General features: G+C 42.2%; 18 protein-coding genes. 4 read left to right on the plus strand and 14 right to left on the minus strand.

The window, feature by feature from the left end:
* Window positions 1-70: 70 nt before the first annotated feature.
* A complete protein-coding gene (locus HUJ21_RS12155) occupies window positions 71-2,515 on the minus strand; it encodes a ligase-associated DNA damage response DEXH box helicase (protein WP_291370134.1) in 2,445 nt (814 codons plus the stop codon).
* Window positions 2,505-4,097, minus strand: a complete 1,593-nt coding sequence (locus tag HUJ21_RS12160; protein ID WP_291370136.1) for an ATP-dependent DNA ligase — start codon at window positions 4,095-4,097, stop codon at window positions 2,505-2,507. Before HUJ21_RS12160 ends, HUJ21_RS12155 begins: the two co-directional genes overlap by 11 nt.
* 232 nt (window positions 4,098-4,329) lie before the next feature.
* Here HUJ21_RS12160 and HUJ21_RS12165 point away from each other — a divergent pair, with 232 nt between their 5' ends.
* The 3 genes from HUJ21_RS12165 (at window position 4,330) to HUJ21_RS12175 (ending at window position 6,064) form a co-directional block, all read left to right on the plus strand.
* Window positions 4,330-4,854, plus strand: a complete 525-nt coding sequence (locus HUJ21_RS12165) for a hypothetical protein (RefSeq protein WP_291370138.1) — start codon at window positions 4,330-4,332, stop codon at window positions 4,852-4,854.
* A 296-nt stretch (window positions 4,855-5,150) separates the two neighbouring features.
* A complete protein-coding gene (locus tag HUJ21_RS12170; RefSeq protein ID WP_291370140.1) occupies window positions 5,151-5,549 on the plus strand; it encodes a hypothetical protein in 399 nt (132 codons plus the stop codon).
* Window positions 5,550-5,857: 308 nt separating this feature from the next.
* Window positions 5,858-6,064 (plus strand): hypothetical protein, encoded by a 207-nt coding sequence (locus tag HUJ21_RS12175; protein ID WP_291370142.1) that lies wholly within the window; start codon window positions 5,858-5,860, stop codon window positions 6,062-6,064.
* A 115-nt stretch (window positions 6,065-6,179) separates the two neighbouring features.
* Here HUJ21_RS12175 and HUJ21_RS12180 read toward each other — a convergent pair whose 3' ends face one another.
* The 4 genes from HUJ21_RS12180 to HUJ21_RS12195 all read right to left on the minus strand — a co-directional run bounded on the left by HUJ21_RS12180 (window position 6,180) and on the right by HUJ21_RS12195 (window position 10,392).
* A complete protein-coding gene (locus HUJ21_RS12180; protein WP_291370144.1) occupies window positions 6,180-7,139 on the minus strand; it encodes a DUF4625 domain-containing protein in 960 nt (319 codons plus the stop codon).
* Between the two features lie 131 nt (window positions 7,140-7,270).
* Window positions 7,271-9,646 (minus strand): TonB-dependent receptor, encoded by a 2,376-nt coding sequence (locus tag HUJ21_RS12185; protein WP_291370146.1) that lies wholly within the window; start codon window positions 9,644-9,646, stop codon window positions 7,271-7,273.
* A gap of 95 nt (window positions 9,647-9,741) precedes the next feature.
* Complete coding sequence (locus tag HUJ21_RS12190; protein WP_166146966.1) at window positions 9,742-9,954, minus strand: DUF3820 family protein; 213 nt, start codon at window positions 9,952-9,954, stop codon at window positions 9,742-9,744.
* Window positions 9,955-9,960: 6 nt separating this feature from the next.
* Complete coding sequence (locus HUJ21_RS12195) at window positions 9,961-10,392, minus strand: hypothetical protein (RefSeq protein WP_291370148.1); 432 nt, start codon at window positions 10,390-10,392, stop codon at window positions 9,961-9,963.
* Window positions 10,393-10,692: 300 nt separating this feature from the next.
* Here HUJ21_RS12195 and HUJ21_RS12200 point away from each other — a divergent pair, with 300 nt between their 5' ends.
* Window positions 10,693-11,973, plus strand: a complete 1,281-nt coding sequence (locus HUJ21_RS12200) for an MFS transporter (protein WP_291370150.1) — start codon at window positions 10,693-10,695, stop codon at window positions 11,971-11,973.
* A 352-nt stretch (window positions 11,974-12,325) separates the two neighbouring features.
* Here HUJ21_RS12200 and argH read toward each other — a convergent pair whose 3' ends face one another.
* The 8 genes from argH to HUJ21_RS12240 form a co-directional block, all read right to left on the minus strand.
* The gene (gene argH / locus HUJ21_RS12205) at window positions 12,326-13,651 is read right to left on the minus strand and encodes an argininosuccinate lyase (RefSeq protein WP_291370152.1); all 1,326 of its coding nucleotides are present in this window, start codon (window positions 13,649-13,651) and stop codon (window positions 12,326-12,328) included.
* Window positions 13,648-14,733, minus strand: coding sequence for a M20 family metallo-hydrolase (locus tag HUJ21_RS12210; protein ID WP_291370153.1), 1,086 nt, complete (start codon window positions 14,731-14,733; stop codon window positions 13,648-13,650). The genes argH and HUJ21_RS12210 overlap by 4 nt, the downstream gene beginning before the upstream one ends.
* Before the next feature lie 30 nt (window positions 14,734-14,763).
* Entirely contained in the window at window positions 14,764-15,564 is an 801-nt protein-coding gene (gene argB / locus HUJ21_RS12215) for an acetylglutamate kinase (RefSeq protein WP_291370155.1), read from the minus strand.
* Between the two features lie 13 nt (window positions 15,565-15,577).
* A complete protein-coding gene (locus HUJ21_RS12220; protein ID WP_291370157.1) occupies window positions 15,578-16,519 on the minus strand; it encodes an acetylornithine carbamoyltransferase in 942 nt (313 codons plus the stop codon).
* A gap of 4 nt (window positions 16,520-16,523) precedes the next feature.
* On the minus strand, window positions 16,524-17,672 hold the full coding sequence (locus HUJ21_RS12225; protein ID WP_291370159.1) for an aminotransferase class III-fold pyridoxal phosphate-dependent enzyme: 1,149 nt from the start codon (window positions 17,670-17,672) through the stop codon (window positions 16,524-16,526).
* A gap of 65 nt (window positions 17,673-17,737) precedes the next feature.
* Window positions 17,738-18,706: an N-acetyl-gamma-glutamyl-phosphate reductase gene (argC, locus tag HUJ21_RS12230; protein WP_291370160.1), complete on the minus strand. Its 969-nt coding sequence runs from the start codon at window positions 18,704-18,706 to the stop codon at window positions 17,738-17,740.
* Window positions 18,693-19,898: an argininosuccinate synthase gene (gene argG / locus HUJ21_RS12235; RefSeq protein WP_291370162.1), complete on the minus strand. Its 1,206-nt coding sequence runs from the start codon at window positions 19,896-19,898 to the stop codon at window positions 18,693-18,695. Before argG ends, argC begins: the two co-directional genes overlap by 14 nt.
* A gap of 169 nt (window positions 19,899-20,067) precedes the next feature.
* On the minus strand, window positions 20,068-20,766 hold the full coding sequence (locus HUJ21_RS12240) for a GNAT family N-acetyltransferase (protein WP_166146984.1): 699 nt from the start codon (window positions 20,764-20,766) through the stop codon (window positions 20,068-20,070).
* Window positions 20,767-20,917: the final 151 nt, after the last annotated feature.

Genomic DNA, 20,917 nt, shown 5'->3' on the forward strand with positions numbered 1-20,917 from the left:
AATGGAAAGATTTAAATGATGTTGACAAATAAAGTTCTAATTTACGGCTAAAATCCCTCCAAAACAAGTTTTAAGCCAATAGTTCGGCTTGTAGGCGCTGGATTCGGTCTTCTATTTTTTCAGAACTCAGGCTGTTTCTGCTAAGCCTGTCCACCATAATAGGAAAGGCAAAAGGACTTATCCTCACGGTATTAAGCAACTGAATTTTTTGTTGGTTGATCCGCTGAATAACTTTCTGCAGCCTGCTTTTTTCCATTTGTATGTTTAGCACTTCACTTCTTGCCTGAGCCAGTAGCAGATTATCCGGATCATAGGTTTCAAATACGCCATACAAAATACCTGAGCTGGCCTGTAAGTGCCTGGTTTGGATTCCTTTTCCGGGATACCCCTGAAATACCAGGCCAGCAACGGCGGCAATTTCACGAAATCGCCGGCGGGCCATTTCACTTTCATTGATACTGGAAAATACATCTTCCATCAAATTCTCAGGAGAAAAAAGGTCAGTTTCAAGAGCGTCCCCGATGGGTATAGGACTATCAGAGAGCAATTCAAATCCATAATCATTCATGGCGATACTTATACTGATCGGATGGCTTACGCTTATTCGGTAGGCCACCAATGCCGCAAGTACCTCATGGACAAATCTACCTTCAAATGGAAAGATAAATACATGGTATCCTTCCCTGCTTTTGCAGGTTTCAATCAAAAGAGATTTTTTGTCGGGGATTTTGGACAAAGATTGCTGTAGCTGTAATATGGGTTGTATGGTCCGGAGTTCAATAGCACTTAATTGATTGTTTGCTGCTTTGTCGAGTTCATCCCGAATAAGTGCTGCCAATCTGGATGACAGGGGCATCCTTCCCCCCATCCACCTGGGGATGGTACCGGTTTTCTTTTTGGATTTCCTTACCTGGGCCTTCATTTCTTTGATATTTACAAATTCAAGGCTTCGGCCTGCAAACCAAAATACATCTCCCGTTTTGAGCTTACTAATGAAACTTTCTTCCACAGAACCTATGTAACCGCCCGTCATGTATTTCACCTGAATCATGGGGTCACTGACAATGGTTCCCATCGAAAGACGGTGCCTCATGGCCATTTTTTTATTGGTTACCTTGTGCAAGCCGTCTGATAGAATCTCTACTTTTGAAAATTCCTCATAGCTGCCCAGGGCTTTTCCTCCTATGGTGACAAATTCCAACAGCCAGGCAAATTTTTCAGTACTCAATCCTTCATAAGCATGTACTTTTTTGATCACCGGGAAAATTTTTTCCGGTAAGAAACCTTCACCGACTGCGAGCGTGACCAAAAACTGGATCAACACATCATAGCAATCTTCCAATGGTACCTGTTCTTCAAATTGGCCGGCTTCGATGGCATGCCTCAAGGCACTGGCTTCAATCAATTCAAGGGAGTGCGTAGGCACGAAATAGATGCTGCTTCTTGCTCCGGGACGGTGGCCCGCCCTTCCTGCTCTCTGCACAAAGCGGGTTACTCCCTTTGGACCGCCTACCTGTATGACGGTATCCACTGGACGAAAATCTACCCCCAGATCCAGACTGCTGGTGCAGACCACAAGTTTAAGCTTTTTTTCATGCAAGGCATTTTCTACCCAGGCCCTGACTCCCGGGTCCAGTGACCCATGGTGCATGGCAATAATTCCAGCCCATTCCGGTTTTGCCTCCAAAATTTTCTGGTACCAGATTTCAGTTTGGGAACGGGTATTGGTAAAAAGCAGCACGCTTTGGCTGGATGCAATGATAGGAATGATCTTAGACAATAATTTTACCCCCAAATGCCCTGCCCAGGGATATTTTTCCACTTCATCCGGAAGGATAGATTTTACCCGGATATCCTTTTTTATTGAAGACCGGACAATGAGTTTTGGAGTGGATTTCCCCAATAGGACCTCATGTGCCTGAGTAAGGTTACCAATTGTTGCTGAAATGCCCCATACCTTCAACGGTTCATGTGCCAGCGTGTGGACATGTTGTAGGGCCAATTGCACCTGAACCCCCCTTTTATTGGCGAGCAATTCATGCCATTCATCCACGACAAGCGTCTGCAGATCCTTAAAAATTTGGTGATTGTCCTTCTGGGTAAAGAGTAAATGAAGGCTTTCTGGTGTGGTCACCAGACATTCCGGCATGGACCTTTTCTGTTTTTGTCTCTCAGCAGTACTGGTATCGCCGTTTCTAACCCCAATCTGCCAGGGAATACCCATTTCTTCACAAACCTGTTTCATGGCCTGCTGTATGTCCTGTGCCAGAGCCCTGAGCGGTGTAATCCAAATCAGTTGCAGACCATTTTTTCTTGGTTTATCCCATGTTTTTGGGTGTTTACGAACGTATTCCATCAATACCGGAATAAATAGGGCCATGGTTTTTCCAGATCCTGTAGGAGCATTTAGCAGGCCGCTTTTTCCTTCCAGGTAATGCTTCCAACACTCTTTTTGGAAGTCAAAAGGCACCCAACCCTTGCTGGCAAACCACTCTTCTGCCCATCTATTTTCCATACTTTTCCAAAAGTAGTTGTAAATCTTCCAGGGTATTGGCCTCCTCAATGGGCTTGTCTTTTCTCCATCGGTGAATTCTTGGAAATCTCAATGCGATTCCTGATTTGTGTCGTGGGCTTTCCTGAATCCCTTCAAAGGCTATTTCAAAAACCAAATCAGGTTTCACGGTTCTCACAGGCCCAAACCGCTCTTTGGTGTTTTTTTTCACAAAGGCGTCCACAGATTGCATTTCCTTATCGGTAAGTCCGGAGTAAGCCTTGGCAAAGGGAATGAGTTCTTTTCCTTTCCATACGGCCAGGGTATAATCTGAGTATAGATCGGCCCTCCTTCCATGGCCCTTTTGCGCATAAATCATCACCCCGTCTATGGTTAAAGGATCGATTTTCCATTTCCACCAGCTTCCTCTTTTCCTGCCAGTTTCATAAGGAGAATCGATATGCTTCAACATCAGGCCTTCTGCTTTGACCTCCCGGGACTGTTCCCGAAAACCGGCCAGCTCTTCCCAGGTTTCTGATTCGATAAGTTTGGAGATTTCTAATTTTTCAGATGGCCAATCCGCCACTAGTTTTTCCAATTGTTTCCGTCTGGTTTTCAAAGGCCAATGCCTGATGTCCTCTCCCTGCCATTCCAGCAGGTCATAGGATATAAAGCTCAGAGGGGCCTTTTTCATCAGGCTGGCGCTCACCTGCTTTCGTCCGATCCTGGTTTGTAACAGGGCAAAGGGCAGGGGCTTACCATTCTCAAAGGGAAGTATTTCTCCATCAAGAACGGTGCCTTCAGGTAAATTTTCTACCATTACTTTTAATTCGGGAAATTTATCGGTGAGCAGTTCTTCCCCTCTTGACCAGATGTAAATTTCCCCTTTGCGGTTGATTACCTGGCCACGGATACCATCCCATTTCCACTCTGCCTGCCATTCAGCTCTCTTGCCTGGCAACTCATTGCTTTGGTCCAGGGGATGGGCAAGGAAAAAAGGGTAGGGGCGGGACAGGTTATCAGAAAAATCAGGTTCCAACAGCATGGCATTGAAGTCTGCCGTCCAGGGGTCCCATTTTCCCATGATGCGGTGGGCCACTTCTGTCTTTTCCAGGCCATAAGTATTCGCCAGAGCACGGGTAATCAGATTTTGGCTTACACCAATGCGAAAACCGCCTGTGATCAATTTATTGAAAACAAGCCTTTCCTCTTTGGTCAAAACCTCCCAGGCCTCCAGAATAGCAGATTTTTTAGCTGTTTCTTCTTTATCTTTAATCGATGCCAGGAAGCCTATCCAGTAATGTAGCGGCTGATCTGCGCTTTTTTTGGCTATGGGTAACAATAAAGCGATTGTTTCCGCCAGGTCGCCCACCGTTTGGTAGGATTCCTCAAATAGCCAGGGAGAAATCCCCGCAAGCTCACAACACCATTCCCTCAGTTGCCTGGTATTTACCGTCCTTTTGGGTCTTTTGTGTGTAAACAGGGCCAGTGTCCAGAGCTTGTCCAAATCAGAAGCCGACGAAAAATAGTTTTCCAGGAGTTTGAGTTTATCTCCGGTTTTGTTGGTTTGGTCGAGCTGACTGAATAAAATTGAAAATCTTTTCATTAATTTGGATGATATTCGTCAGTAAAGTGAATAAAATCTGATTATTGATAAACCAAAAAAGCCACCTATTCGTTTAGAAACAGAGGAATATTCAGCAAAAACATGATGGCAAACATGCGGGGAATTTCACGCAATAGGGTGATTATTAAGCAACTAACTCTCGGCAGATAGGAGCAAGATACTAATTCCATCGATAGACAGGCTAATGGCCGTTAAAACAATTATTAAAAATATGAGATATAATTTTCTATTTGCGTTGGTGTTTTTGGGGTTTATTTCCTGCCAACCGGAAGAAAACCTGGTAAATGATGCAGGTCTTTCATACGATCTTTACCAATCCAGTGATTTTGACTTTGATGGAAAAGCGACATTTCAAACCCTTGATAATGGAGATATCGAACTTCTTATCCAACTCTTTGGGGATAAATCCAATGATCCGTATTTCTATACTGGTCACCTTCATTTTGGGAGTTTTGATCAGGGCGATGCGCCTATCGCCCACGCCTTGAACCCCATTGACAGCAGAACATTGCAAAGCAGGACTGTTCTCGGAATATTATCCGATGGAAAGGAATTTGATTTTGAGGCCATAAATGATTTCGACGGACATATTAAAATACATTTGGCAGACCAGGGGCCGGATTACAATATCATTCTGGTAAGTGGTAATATTGGTAAGAATGACAACTCCAGGGAAGCTTTTAATGCGCAGCAATTAATGCTTTGCTCTCCTTATTTTCCTGCTGATTCGTTTTAATGAATATTAATTCTGTGTTCTGATTTCCGGCTTTGTATAAAACATACTTCCAACTTTTTAAAAGGGTTCATTTCTTTTGCAAACAGATTCGGGAAGGGTTTATTTACAAACTCCCGAATTTCATGGCTGTTTGTCCTGGTCTTCAGCTTTCTGTAAAAGCCTGAGCTACTAGGGTATGGCATTCTCCCCCTCTAAAACAACCTCAGAAGGGAAGTTTTTTCCTAATTGATAATTTGGTCATGATGAAATTGTTAATCTTTCGTCCAAATGAGTGATTGGTGTTATTACTAAATCAAATGAGGTTAAAAGAAATCAATGTATCAGGCTTTATAAAATCGGTATTGTTTTTTTCCTTATTGTTTATTAGTTGTAAAGAATATCCAATTCTACATCAGTTTGAATCAGAGACAGATGTGCCTATAAGAGAATACATTAACAATTTTGAAAATAAGGTTTTCTATGCGTATTCAACCGAAAAAGATGCGTATATTATTGATAATGTAGATAAAAACATTCCTATAAACTTTAGCGAGAGACTTGGATATTGGAAACTATCTGATGGAAAAATAACCTCAATTCTTCCAGAGGATATTGTTCAAGAAATTCATGGCAAGCTACTTTTTAATGGAGAACTTAAGACAGGAGGATTCCTTGTCGTTAAATTCCATTCTAATGGAAATCTAATGGAAAAATAGGTGTCATTAAGGGTCAATAAACGTTTTTGTGTGGTTTCATAAAAATATATAGCCCTTCAATTCAAGAAATTGGTTGTAGAAATGATTTTTAGCCTTTGTCGAGGAAATCCTATACAATTTGTTTACTCACAATCTCATTTGGTCCGCAGCTTATCCCGGACCTGTTGCCTTTGCAGTCCATAAAGGGGCAAACAAGAACAAGGAATTTTTACAAATTGAAGAGATTAAACTTTTTTCTGGAATTATTTTTCTTCTTCTCAAACATTTTTGTTAAACCATAGTTCATTAAATATTAAACAAATTATACCATGAAATTATCCTTCAAATACCTGGCAATAATTCTTTTTTTCTTTCTGATAAGTCAGAATGGAAATTCGTTTGCTTTTGACAATGAAGCTAAAAGCACTATTTTGTCAGGGATTGGGTATTTTTCCTGGGGAGACAGCTTTTTTTCTGAAAAAAACTACCTGAACCAATTGCTTGAACTACCACACACAAAAATTTTTGTTGAATGATAATTATCTTTTAACAAACAATATTAACTAGGCCAATAGCTATAACAAAGAAAGCGCATCACAATTGATGCGCTTTCTTTGTTATTTTCAGGAGGAAATGAACACCTCCAATTTATTATTCCACATGTATGGTAAAGATTTCTTCTGTTGTATTTCCATTGCTGTCTTCTGCTCTAATGATCAAATCCAGGTGATCTTCACCTGCAGGAACAATGATGGCATCATCTCCTGTCAATATTTTACTCAGGTCCAGCATTTCGTTGTGCGGCAAATCAGGACCATTTCCCTCGTCTATCCAGGCGGAGCTGCCCCACATTTTATCATAGAAATCTTCATCAGCAACACGGTGGTTGTGTCCATCGTCATCATGGCCATGATCATCTCCTTCTTCCGCAAGCCTGATCCAGAGAAAAGTAATGGCTGAGCTCAATTCATGCTCAGTCCTGGAGACTGTTCCCTGAACCTCCAGAGGCATTCCAGCGGCTGCTTCCAACTCTCCATCATGAAGATTGGAGATAGAAACCGCTGGTGCATAAGGAGTTCGGATTTGAATGGTTGCAATATAGCTGCTGCCATCAGCATATCCGGTTTGGTTGCCAAAAATATCTGTGGCCTCAATACCCACATCGTAGGATCCGGCGATTACAGGCCCGCTTAAAGTGGAATTGGTTCCAGCCCAATAAATATCAGAACTGGAGGCATCAATGTTTATCCTGGTACTTCCTTCAGGAAATCTAAAATCAGGGTTTTCTGCTGTTGGACTATAAATATTATTTATATCCAGACGGGCAAAAGTATTGCTTACCCGGGCATGGCTGTGTCCATCGAAATTGGCATGCACATTAACTCTCACCTGTCCTATACCTGAAAGATCTTCCACAGAAAACCGAACGTGCATGTGATCAGAATTTACACCATAATCCTCTCCATTTTCTGGTTCTATATGATCACTACCTTCCGCAGGGTCAATAACAGGTGCAGCCAGGTCGTTGGGTTGTTCTTCTGCCGGTTCACAAGCAAGCATAAAAGCAAATGCAAGGCCCAAAACTAAGTACGTTGGTTTGTTAAATTTCATGTTAATCATTATGGATGTGAGTTAAATTATTGCAGAACTATTACTTGTACAATATGATTGCAAATGCATTAATGTTGCAATAATAAAATATATCAGGCAAACTTCCTAAAATTGAAAACAAAAAATTAAGCTTATTTAATATGGAAAGGGATTTTCAGGTTGATGTTGACATTTCTTCCCTGTTCAGGGAGATTGAGTAACCTGTATCTGCTGAGGTGGTTGTAGTAAAATGTATCCAGGAGGTTTTGACCACTGATTTGAAGTTTCCAATCCTGATTTCCGACAGGTACCTCCCATCCCAAACCAGTGTCCAGCAGGCCGTAACCATCTGTGACGCGTTCATTTCTATCCACTCTTTCCTGAGTTGCTACATGCCTGTATTCCAGGTATATATATCCGTTTTTAAAAAAGCGTGAAAAACCGGCTGGCAGGGTCCATTCCAAACCTGAAAGCAGGCTTGCAGGAGGGGTCAGGGGCAGAGGAAGTCCACTATCCAGATTGTAGTTGTAAACGTACTCAGCTGCCATTGTAGCCTTCAATGATTTGAAGAGAACCCATTGCAACTTTAATTCAGCGCCAGAAAAAAAGGCATCGTTCTGCCGGTATTCCCAAAGGGTGCCTGCAGCTGGTAAAGTGGAAAACCTGCCGGTAGGGGCCAGGTAGATATAACCATCATAATAGGAAATAAAAGGACTAAAGCCTACCAGAAAATTATCTTTGGAGTAGGTATAATTCAAGTCAGCCTGAAAACTCCGTTCGCTATTCAGATTGGCATCTCCCACTTCATGTCTGAAATTTCCATGATGTACACCATTGGTAGCCAATTCTATGGGAGTAGGGATGCGGTAACTGCTTCCCAGATTTAGCTTGAAATTGTTTTTTTCATCTATAATCCAGGATAATCCCGTTGAGCCACTGAGGTTAAAGAAATTTCGGTTGATGTCGGGATTACGTTGGGTGGTTTCTCCTGTTGGGTTAAGCGAATTGTCATAAACGGGTTGATAGTGGGCTTGGATATCGTGCATGGCTCCATCCAAACGAAGACCTGCGTTGACGATAAAGTTGTCTTGCCAACGGTATTCATGGAAATAAAACAGGCCGGAACTCAGAGACTGAAAATCCGGAAGCAGGAATTCGAAACCCCCGAATTTATTTTCCATCCATGCAGATTGGAAACCTATGATGGATTGATGGTCTTGGTTAATATGGTAGTTGAACCTGACATTGGCGGTATAGGTATCCAAAAACAGGGCCAGGGCAAGATTTCCTTCTGGCGTGGGGCCGACGCCATGAATATGTGGCAAGGATTCTTCAAGCCTGTTGTTTCTTTGATAGCCCAGGTCAATTTCCAACCAGTTTTTATTCAATTGTATATTGGTATTGGAGATGACCTTTAAGTGCATATTGTCATGTCTGGGGTACTCAATATTCCCATAGGAGCCATTGTGCCGGAGGTTGTAACTGTTTGGAATACCTACTGCCCCTGTAAATATTCCCGCTGTTTGGTTAAATTGACTAATGGTTAGGGTGGATTTACCCCAATCTTTTCTCAAACCGGCCATGAAGGAAAAGTGTCTTTCTTTTCCTGCCGTATTTTTTAGCCGGTTATCATAGACAGGCAATTCAAATCCGGCATAGACAAAGCGATCAGCAGGCACCCGGTAATCCTGAAAATTCTGTAGGGTAACCCGAGCCTTGAAAACAAAATCATTTTCATTCCCTTCCACCATGGCAGAATGGCTGCGCATGTTGTTATTGGTTCGGTAACTGTTGATCAGGTGGCCCTGAAGGGTACCTTCTTCCGGAAGTGGAGCTGGAGAAATATTAATTACCCCGGACATGCCATCTGACCCATATATCAAAGAGGCAGGCCCCTTGACAATTTCCACCCTATCAACATCAAAAGGGTCGATTTCAAGGCCATGGTCAGCTCCCCATTGCTGTCCTTCCTGTTTGATTCCCCTGTCATTGACCATGATACGGTTGAAACTCATGCCCCTGATGACGGGTTTACTGATTCCCACTCCGGTGTTGATGGTACTGATGCCGGGAAGTTTCTCCAATGCATTGGAGAAAGTGCCTGAATTGTTTTTCTCAATAAAATCCCGGTCCACCACTTCGATGGTTTGGGATTGCTCTATGGGTCCGTTTTTAAAGGGATTGGCTTCTATTGTAAGTGATTGCAGGGTAATGGCAGTTTCTACCATAGTAAAATTGAGTTCCAAATCTTCTGATTCCAAATTAATGGTTTTGGTCAGTGATTTGTACCCAATATGGGTAATGTGCAAGTGGTAACTCCCAGGATTTAGTCCTTTTATACTAAATGTGCCATCCAAAGATGCTGCAGTCCCTTTTCCTAATTCATGTACCAGAATACTTGCGGGCAAGGGCTCACCCGATTCATCTACTACCTTTCCTTTTACAGTATAGGTTTGCTTTTCTTGTGCAAATACTAAAATAATGGGGAATAGAAATAGACAAAAACAGAATAGAAAGATATTTTTCACAAATCTGAAGGATGATTTAAACCGTAATTCGGTTACAAAGGTATCCTTAAATATCTATTCTTGCAACAATATGGCAGCGGAAGACAAGTTGCCTGCTATTTAGTTTTGAGTCTGTCAAGAAGATGTTCGAGGCCATTGAGTCTGATTTCATACATGGTTTCCAGCCAAATGCCCAATTTTCCTTCCGGAAATCCTTTTCTTTTAAACCAGATCAGGTAATGCTCAGGGATATCACAGATCAATTTGTTTTTATATTTCCCAAAAGGCATTTTTTTGGATACCAGGTCCAGGAGGATATTTTGATCCATAAGTTATTAATTCAACCAGGCATTCCAGGGGATCCTGCTCAGAATAAGAATAAAAGCAATTCCATAAAACATGTAAATGCTTCTAAAGCGGCTTCTACTTTCTGTTAGTTTTTTGGCCCTGCTATAGCCGATGGTGATCAGGGCTACTGCCAATATATTAATTAAAGGATGCTCCAAGGCATATAAGCGGCTCAAGCTATCTCCCATGGCCTCCCCACTCAGATTTGAAAATCCCAAAGGGCTTAAAAAATACAAGACAATGCCTATCAATAATTGTATATGTGCCAGTATCATTCCTATCAATCCAAATTTACGGTCTTTTTCCCCAAATTCTTTTCCGCTCAATGCTCCAAAAAGTGCTAAAATAAAACTGAAGATAATTCCTGCCAGTACGAGGTATGCCAGATAGGAATGAAGGTGTTGGAATCCGGTGGTCATATTTTTAATGGTTTTCTTTTACAAAAGTCTAAATAAAGAAAAAAAAACCAGTCCACCATTAAAAAAGCAGGTCTTTGTATCAAAATTATTTACTTCTATACTCAAATTTGAGTAGGCAAATTGGGATTATTCCAGCTGAAGGCCTTATAAGCTCTTCTTTCATTTTATATAATATCTAGGAATTATCTTTCATCTTTCTTTGGTTTGGTTTTTTGTAAATGTATTTTTTGGTAATTTCACAAATTATATTTCCATTTTCCCCAAAAGGCTTTTTATAAATTTGCATAAATCACAGCTGCGATGAATTATTGGAATTTTATATTGGAAAACAGGAGACTTTTGGCATTCGGGCTATTGATGACCTGTTTATCCGGGTATGGTCAAACCTATCTTTTGGCTTTGTATGTGCCTTATCTGATAGAGGAATTTTCGCTCCAAAATGCGCAGATCAGTGTTTACTATATGGTAGCAACCATTGGAAGTGCCTTTCTTTTGCCGCAGGTTGGAAAATACATAGATCAAATAAGCCTAAAAAAATATACCCTCCTGGCTACCCTGGTCTTTTTAATGGCCCTGGTTTTGATGAGTTTAAATCATTATTGGTACCTGCTTCCGGTAGCTTTTTTTGGCTTGCGAATTGCCGGACAAGGACTTTTTAGTCATATTGCCATTACCAGCATGTCCAAGTATTTTTTAAAGGGCAGGGGCAAGGCCATCAGTTTGGCTTCCCTGGGGCATCCCTTTGGTCAGGCTATTTTGCCCATTTTGGTGGTGGCATTAATCAATATTTTCGGATGGAGAGAATCCCTTATGGTAAATGCGGCCATAGTCTTATTAGTGGTGCCTATATACCTGTATTTTTTTATTGATGAAAAAAACCTTGTGGTCCATGAAGAAACTGCAGCTATAGGAAAGGATGGTTCAAAAAAGGAAGTTTCCCAATGGGAAATCCTCAAATCTGGTTCTTTTTGGTTGCTTGCTCCCAACCTGTTTGTGCTTTCTTTTACCGTCACAGGCTTGTTTTTTTATCAGTTTGCCATTGCTGATTTTAAGGGGTGGACACTGGAATGGATGGCTGTAGGGCTTACCTTCTATGCCATCGCTGGCTCCATGGCCATTTTGTTTGCAGGCCCCCTGATTGATAAGTTTTCAGCAAGAAAATTTTTTCCATTTTATTTGATACCCTTTCTCTTTGCCATCCTGTTTATTTGGTTGTTCAATGATCAGCTGGTCATTTTTCCTTACATGATTTTGATGGGTGCCTCAGCAGGATTTGGCAATGCCATCATGTCTGCCCTGCAGGTGGAATTGTTTGGGGCCACTTTTATTGGCAAGGTAAGAAGTATTTTTGCATCCATCATGGTGCTTAGCTCTGCTGTGGGACCTGCTGTATACGGTGTAGTTGTAGATGCAGGATTTAGCTTTGATGTAATCTTTATTGGCTCTACTGTTTTGATTTTATTGGTTATTATTCAGTCTTTTAGGATTATACCTGATTTTACTTATGCCAAGATGAAATATAAATTTAAAAAGCGGCACAGGAGGTTTGACTTTTTCAATATATTCAATTTAAAGCATTGAGCTTCTCCTGTTTATGCAGAAGAGTTATAATAAAAAAAATTACCCTGCTGAAAGCGGATAAACCCGATGAATTTTTGTGTTCTATCCCAATGAATTTATATTTGCAATAACAAAAAAATAGCCATGCAAACATTTGTAGCTCTCCTGATATTTACTTGCTGTTATGGTCTACTTTTTCTTTCCATGTTTCCGGTGAAGCAGTTCAAAAAATTCAACAAGATTACCCAATCTGCAAAAAATACGATCTATAAACAATATGACCTGACCTGGCCTTATTTTCTTTCCTTTTTAGGAGGTTATATTGTGGCCTCTTTTATGGTTTATCTTATTCAGGATTCTATATAGCCGCTGTTTATTGCCAGAGCTTCTCTTCCGCCTGGATGGCTTTTGAAAAGTCAATACCCGACGCCTTCATCTTCTCCTTGATTTCTTCCAAACAGAGGTTGCCAATACTACCCTCATGGGTGTGTTTTACTTTGGTACCCGGAGCGAAGTTGTCTTTTTCTATATCCATTCCGACTTTTTTGTAGGCATCCCTGAAGGGCATTCCTTCCAGCACCAAACGATTCACTTCTTCAACACTAAATAAATAGGCGAAAAAATCATTGTCCAGCAGATTCTTTTTAACCTTTATGTTTTCCAACATCAAACGGGCGATTTTCAGGCTGTCATTTAATTGTTCAAAGGCTGGAAAAATCGTTTCTTTTAACAATTGCAAGTCCCGGTGGTACCCTGTACTCAGGTTGGTCAACAGCATCATGATACTTTGAGGGTAAGCCTGGATCTGGTTGGTTTTAGCCCTGATCAGTTCAAATACATCCGGATTTTTCTTGTGCGGCATGATACTGGAACCAGTGGTCAGTTCATCCGGAAAATGGATAAAACCAAAGTGCTGGTTCATGTACATGATGGCATCTGTAGCCAGGCGGTTTAAAGTTCCGGCTGTACCAGCAAGCGCGAAGGATAGGAATTTTTCAGTCTTTCCCCGGCTATTCTGGGCGTTGATCACATTGTAATGCATGTCAGCGAAGCCCAGTAATTCAGTAGTCATGGTTCTGTTTAAAGGAAAGGAGGAGCCATATCCCGCTGCTGAGCCCAAAGGATTGCGATTGACCAAAGCATAGGCCGATTGCCAAAGATGCATGTCCTCTGCCAATCCTTCGGCCAGGGAACCAAACCAAAGTCCAAAAGAGGAAGGCATGGCCAACTGGGTGTGCGTATAGCCAGGCATCAGGTCATCCTTGTGCTTTTCGGCAAGGTCCACCAATAAATCAAATAGGTTTTGGGTTTCCTCTACGGTTTGCTGGATAGCATGCCGGTAATACAGCTTCAAATCCACCAAAACCTGGTCATTTCTAGACCTTCCGCTATGGAGTTTTTTGCCTATATCGCCATAGCGTTCTGTCAACAAAAATTCTACCTGGCTGTGCACATCCTCCACGCCTGGAGCAATGGTAAATATGCCTTTTCGTATTTCTTCCCGGATTTCCTTAAGCCCTTTAATCAGTACCTGCAGTTCTTTTTCGGTCAACAGGCCTATTGAAGCCAACATATGGGCATGTGCCATGGATCCGCTTACATCAAAAGGTGCTAATATAAGATCAAACTCCGGATCCCTGCCTATGGTAAAGGTTTCAACTTCCTTTTTGCTGGTTTTGTCTTTTTGCCAAAGTTTCATTTTTTGGGTTGGTTTAGTATGGAAAAATAGGTTTCCAACAGGTTGATGTAAATGGATATGCCCTGATTTATTTCTTCAATATAGATGAACTCGTCAGGACTGTGTGATCTGGCAGAATCTCCCGGACCGATTTTTACCGAAGGGTAGGGGATCAGGGCCTGATCTGATAAGGTAGGACTTCCGAAGGTTTCCAACTGCAAAGATTTCCCTGCCCTAACCATGGGGTGGTGTTCGTCAATATGAGAAGAGTTAAGCCGCAGTGAGCGGGGCTGAAGTTCGGCTTTTAATTCCTGTTGAAGTTCTTTCAAAGCTTCTTCCAGACTGTAGGCATCTGTTACCCGCACATCCAGGGTATAGGTGCATTGGTCTGGAACAACATTGTGTTGAGATCCTGCATGAATAATGGTGGCAGATACTTTATTGGGTCCCAGAAAGGGGGAGACTTTTTTAAATTTAAAGCCCTTTATGGCAATTAAATCATCCAAGGCCTCATAGATGGCATTAACGCCTTCTTCCCTGGCAGCATGACCTGCTTTGCCCTTCACGGTTGCGTCTACAACCATTAGACCCTTTTCGGCCACTGCCATTTTCATCTCTGTTGGTTCGCCTACTATGGCACAGGCCATTTCAGGGAGGAATGGAATCAGGGATTCCATTCCTCCCTTGCCGCTGATTTCTTCTTCTGCCGAAGCTACAAACAACAAATTGACAGGCAGTGGTCTGCCAAGGAAATAAACAAAAGTAGCCAGCAAACTCACCAGACATCCCCCGGCATCATTGGACCCAAGTCCAAACAATTTTCCGGCTGATGTGAGAGGATTATAGGGGTCGAGGGTATATCCCTGATTGGGTTTGACGGTATCATGATGAGAATTGAGCATGACAGTGGGAAGAGATGAGTCATAATCCCTATGGAATGCCCAGATATTATTGCCTTTTCGATGGGTGCCAACTTTCTTTTCTTTTAGAAAAGCCTGGAGTATATCAGCAGTTTTGTCTTCGGATTTACTCAAAGAAGGTGTCCTGATAAGTTCTTTTAGTAAGTGTAAGGCCTCTTTTTTTATAATATCTAAATTTTCCAAGCCAGATAGGTATTTAAAAGCGGAAGTGAGTTAATACAAATCATATTTTAGGGATTCTATGATAGTGCCTGCATTTTTACCCCTGGAGGCCAAAAGTAAGTTTTCCGGCAAACCCATCCAAACGTGATTCACTCCTTTATTAATGGCGTTAAAGGCGTTTTCCAATTTGGGAATCATTCCTGAATGAATGATTTTATCCTTCATCAATTCTTTATAAATATCCTCATTGATCAGAGGAATCAGGGAGGCTTCATTTTCGGGATCCATGAGTACTCCCGTCTTGTCAAAACAAAAATAAAGTTTTACCCGATGTATTTTGGCCAGTGCAGTAGCAATTTCCGAGGCGATGGTATCCGCATTGGTATTGAGCAACTGCCCCTTTCTGTTGTGGGTAATGGCGCAGAATACAGGGGCAATGTTTTGCTTCATCAGAGATTCCAATAGGGCTGTATTGACACTTTCCACATCTCCTACAAATCCAAAATCTACTTCCTTTACAGGTCTTTTTACCGATTTAATGGCATTGCCGTCTGCACCGGTAAGTCCGATGGCATTCTGTCCATATGCTTGCAGCTGAGCCACCAGGTTTTTATTGATCAGGCCCGCATACACCATGGTCACTACATCTAGTGTATCCTTATCCGTAATCCTTCTTCCAAGATGCATTTTTGGTGCTATGCCCAGAGATTTTCCTATTCTGCTGGCCATCACCCCACCTCCGTGAACAAGTATTTTGGTCCCGGGAAATTTGGCGAATAGTTTAAGAAAATGGTTGGATTTATCAGGATGATCTATGACGTTACCCCCTATTTTGATTACACTAATGTCCATTGGTTTATTTGGTTTAGATCATCGTGTCAATGACAGCCTGGGCGGCAAAAATTCTGTTTTTTGCCTGAGTTTGGACCAGACTGCGTTTTCCATCCAATATTTCATCACTGAGTTCTAAATTTCTTCTGACAGGAAGACAATGCATTATTTTGGCCTGTTGGTTATTGCCTAAAGTGCTTTCTTTGAGCAACCAGTTTTCGTCTACTTTAAGGATTTTTCCATAGGGATTGAATGCACTCCAGTTTTTCACATATACAAAATCCGCATCCTCCAGAGCCTTTTTTTGATTGTATTCAATGGTAGCTCCCTGGGTAAATTGTTCATCAAGTTCATAACCCACCGGATGGGTAATGGTGAGGTCATGCCCACATCCCAATGCCCATTCAGAAAATGAATTGGCAACGGCATGGGGGATGGATTTGATATGGGGGGCCCAGGTAAGCACTACTTTTGGCTTTCTTTTTTCCTGAAAACTTTCCCTGATGCTAACCATGTCTGCCAGGCTTTGTAGAGGATGCCTTATGGCACTTTCCAGGCTGATCACAGGAATACCTGAATATTTGATAAACTGATTGATAGTGAAATCTTCTGTATCTTCTTCTTTGTTTGTCAAGGTGGGGAAAGCCCGAATGGCCAGCATGTCAAAATATCCACCCAGGACAGCAGCGGCATCCTTGATGTGTTCCACCTTGTTTTTATTCATCAGTACCCCGTCCTGCATTTCCAGGGCCCATGTCTCTTTGTCCATGTTCAATACGAAGCTATCCACTCCAAGATTGGTAGCGGCCAATTGGGTGCTGACCCTGGTTCGCAAACTTGGGTTTAAAAAAATCAATCCTAGCCGCTTTCCCTGCCCTTTTGTATTGCTTTTTAGAGGATTAGCCTTAAATTCCAAGGCCTTTTCGATCAATGTTTCGGCGATGGTTTTGTTTTCAAATTGGGTGAATCTATTCATTTTGTTAAACGGTCTCTTTCTGGTTGATGGTTGATTCCAGACTATTGATAAATAATTGCAACTCTTCTTGTTGAATACCAAGTGGGGGTAGCAGACGAATGGTATGTTTTCCGGCGGCACTACCTGTAAATATGGCATGTTTCACCATAAGCTCAGAACGGTAGGCCGCAGCCTCTTGTTTCAAATCAAAGCCAATCATCAAACCTTTTCCCCTCACTCCGGTAATTTCAGATGAAACCCTGCTCAATGCCTTGATCAGGGAACTTCCCTGAGAAGCAGCATTTTCCATCAGGTTTTCTGACTCCATGACTTCCAGTACAGCCAACCCTGCCGCACAGGCGAGGTGGTTGCCGCCAAAGGTCGTTCCCAACATCCCATATTTTGCCTGAATATCAGGATGGATCAGAACCCCACCTATGGGGAAACCATTGCCCATGCCTTTGGCCATGGTGATTAAATCAGGCTCCAGTCCGTCCGTCCATTGGTGGGCAAAAAATTTACCTGTCCGTCCATGGCCAGTCTGTACCTCATCCAAAATCAATTTGGCTCCGTATTGTCTGGCCAACCTGGCCAAACCTGTCAAAAAATCCGGTTCGGCCACCTGAATTCCATTTACCCCTTGTATGGCCTCAACAATGATCGCCGCAATATCTTTGCTTTTGAGTTGCTTTTCTACTCCGGCTAAATCACCGGACCTTTCAAAATATACCTGGTGGCCAGCATTGAAAGGAGACCTAATATTGGGGTTGTCCGTAACAGCTACTGCTCCGGAAGTTCGACCATGAAAAGCTCCTTTAAAAGCGATCACACCTGATTTTCCTGTGGCAAAAGAGGCCAATTTGAGTGCGTTTTCATTTGCTTCGGCACCCGAGTTACACAAGAATAGCTGGTAATCCGGCAGTCCGGATAATTCACCTAATTTTCCTGCGAGATCTTTTTGAATCGGTATATTTACCGAATTGGAATAAAAGGCTATTTTTCCCAATTGTTCGTTTATCCGGGAGACAAAATGAGGATGGCTGTGTCCTATAGAAATCACCGCATGGCCACCATACAGGTCCAGGTATTTCCGGCCTTCTCGGTCCCAAATATATACCCCTTCCGCCTTCTCGGGCGTTACATTCATCAATGGATAGACATCAAATAATTGCATTTTTTTGTGTAAGTTTAAATGGAAGATAAGAGCTTTTCCGCTCTATCTACAGGGGACGTAAATCATTAAAATGCAACGCTTTTTAATTGCAAACCTGCTTTTTCCTCCAATCCAAAGGCAAGGTTCATGTTTTGCACTGCCTGACCAGAGGCCCCTTTCAATAAGTTATCAATGGCTGCATAGGCCACCAATTGACCAGCTTCCTTTTTAAGATGCACCAGACATTTATTGGTGTTGACTACCTGCTTGAGGTCGATATCATTTTTGCTGACATGGGTATAGGCAGCATTCTGATAAAAGTCCCCGTAGACCTGATAAGCCTCCTCCAAAGAGCCTTCGAATGGAAAATAGGCTGTTACCCAAATCCCTCTGGTGAAATTACCCCTGTAGGGTACAAACAGCACCTGCTTATCAAAACCTGTATTCAGCTTGCCAAAAGTCTGATTGATTTCTTTGAGGTGCTGGTGGGTAAAAAGCTTATAGACTGACACGTTTTGGTTTCTGTGACTGAAATGCGTGGTTGCACTTAGGCTTTTCCCTGCCCCGGTGCTACCGGTAATTCCCGACACATGGAGGTTGTCCTGAACCCATCCCTTTTTAATGGCCGGGGCCACTGCCAATTGTATGCAGGTGGCAAAGCATCCCGGGTTAGCTATTTTTATAGCCTGCTGAATTTGATTTTTATTGGTTTCAGGCAAGCCGTAAACAAAACCGTTTGACTCATCCCTGAAATCCGTACTCAGGTCGATAATCACTGTCTTTTCAGCAAAGGATTGTTTTTCCAGAAATGGTTTTGCTTCTCCATGAGGCAAACAAAGAAAAACCAGGTCCAGGTTATTGCTGTCAACCTGGTCTGTGAATACAAGAGAGGCATCACCAATCAGATCCGGGTGGACCTCCTCCAGTTTTTTACCTTTCTGGCTGTTGCTGTGGATCCAGACTAGTTCAACATGAGGATGATGCACCAGAAGCCTCACCAATTCACCACCTGTATATCCGGCCGCACCGACAATTCCCGTTCTAATGGTCTTCATGAGCATGATTTTGATTAACCTGATAAAAAATAGCTGTCTGGTTGCCAAATATTTTGGTGAAACCTTTGACATCCTCTGCGGTATAACCTTTGTTCATTTCCCCATAACTGCCAAATTTGGAGGACATCAGGTCATGTTTGGAGTTGATACCAATCATACTGAATCGATAGGGATGCAGCTGAATTTTGACTTCCCCGCTAACGTAAGTCTGGGTGCTGGCCATAAAACTTTCCAAATTGCGCATGACCGGATCCAGGTAATGTCCTTCATGCAGGTGGTTGCCATAGAACTCGGCCAGCTGATTTTTCCAGTAACCCTGCCATTTGGTGAGGGTATGTTTTTCCAATAGCTGGTGGGCTTTGATGATGAGCATGGGTGCGGCGGCTTCAAAGCCAACTCTTCCCTTGATTCCAATGATGGTATCCCCCACATGGATGTCCCTGCCTATACCAAATGGTCCTGCTATTTCCTGGACCTTTAAAATGGCTTCTACAGGATGGCTGAACAGTTGCCCGTTAACCCGCGTTATTTCTCCTTTTTCAAATCCAATGCTGATGGTCTCGGAATCAGTTTTGCTCACCTGAGTAGGATAAGCTTCCTCTGGCAAGGCCTGATCGGATGAAAGGGTTTCTTTTCCTCCTACTGAGGTGCCCCAGATGCCCTTATTAATGGAATAAGCAGCTTTTTCAAAATTCATGCTTACTCCGTGCTTCTTAAGGAAGTTTATTTCTTCTTCCCTGCTAAGTTTGAGATCTCTTATAGGAGTGATGATTTCCACATCCGGGAGGATGGTTTGGAAAATCATGTCAAAACGCACCTGATCATTACCTGCACCCGTACTTCCGTGTGCGATACAATTGGCTCCTATACTTTTTGCATGTTCGGCCAGGGCCTTGGCCTGCAAAATTCGCTCTGCACTTACAGAAAGTGGGTAGGTTTGGTTTTTCAATACATTGCCGAAAACCAAGAATTTAATGACCTCATCATAGTACGTTCTGGTCACATCCAGAACTTTAAATGAAGCTACACCTAATTTTTCGGCCCTTTCTCCAATACCTTTTAATTCCTCTTTTTCAAAACCTCCGGTATTTACCAATACAGCATGCACTTCGTACCCTTTTTCCTTACTCAAATGGATGGCACAAAATGTAGTATCCAAACCGCCACTGTATGCTAAAACTACTTTTTTCATATGTTTATAATTGGTTTTTATAGGTCATAACTTTTCCCAAACCAAAGGTCCCCAGCTTTCGGGAGAATCTCGCATGCTTCATAATCATCCTCATGTGTGCCTTTCTCTTCATGCCCGGTTTCATGTGATTGATTGCTTTTTAGTTGATTATTGAGATCCAAATAAAAGACTAAGAAGACTGGTTTACTTTATCTTTGACTTTTGCCAGGGCATTTTTTCCCTTGGCAATATTAAGAAACATGGCCCGTTTGATCTTGATCAAACGCTCAAAAAGACTAAGATTCTTGTTGAATTGAGCGGAAAGTTTCTTCTGTTCCGCTTTTTTTACGCTTTTTGGCTCATAAAGCATGGCTGTACAAAGGCAATTGGATCTGTTTTTACTTGTGAGTATTGGGTAATTTACACAGCTTTGACAGCCTTTCCAGAAATCGTCATCTGTAGTAAGGTCAGAATAGCTGACGGGATAATATCCGAGTTCGGAGTTGATTTTCATAACAGCAGCCCCTGTGGTTAGGCCAAATATTTTGGCATCAGGATACTTCTTTCTGCTGAGTTTGAATACCTCTCTTTTTATTTCCCTGGCCAATCCGTGTTTTCTGAATTCAGGTGAAACAATTAATCCGGAATTGGCCACAAATTTCCCATGACCCCAGGCCTCAATATAGCAGAATCCTGCCCACTGGCCGGACGCAGTAAGGGCAATGACCGCCTTTCCTTCTTTCATTTTGGTTTTGATGTACTCAGGAGAGCGTTTGGCTATTCCTGTACCCCTGGCCTGGGCTGAAAGTTCCATTTCTTCAGTGATGGTTTCAGCATATTGGCAATGTTCTTCGCCGGCAGGTTTAATGATAAATTTTTGATTGGCCATTGTATCAATTATTTGGACCCATGGCTGTAATAATTACGCATGCCCTTGAGCCCTTAGAAAGATGGTTTGATTGTTAATGAATATTGTCGATAAATACGTATCTCCGTAGGATACAATAAAAATTAAATAGGGACTATGCCCTGAAAACTGC

The organism is Cyclobacterium sp., assembly GCF_014762705.1.
In the GTDB taxonomy this organism is placed as follows: Bacteria; Bacteroidota; Bacteroidia; order Cytophagales; family Cyclobacteriaceae; genus Cyclobacterium.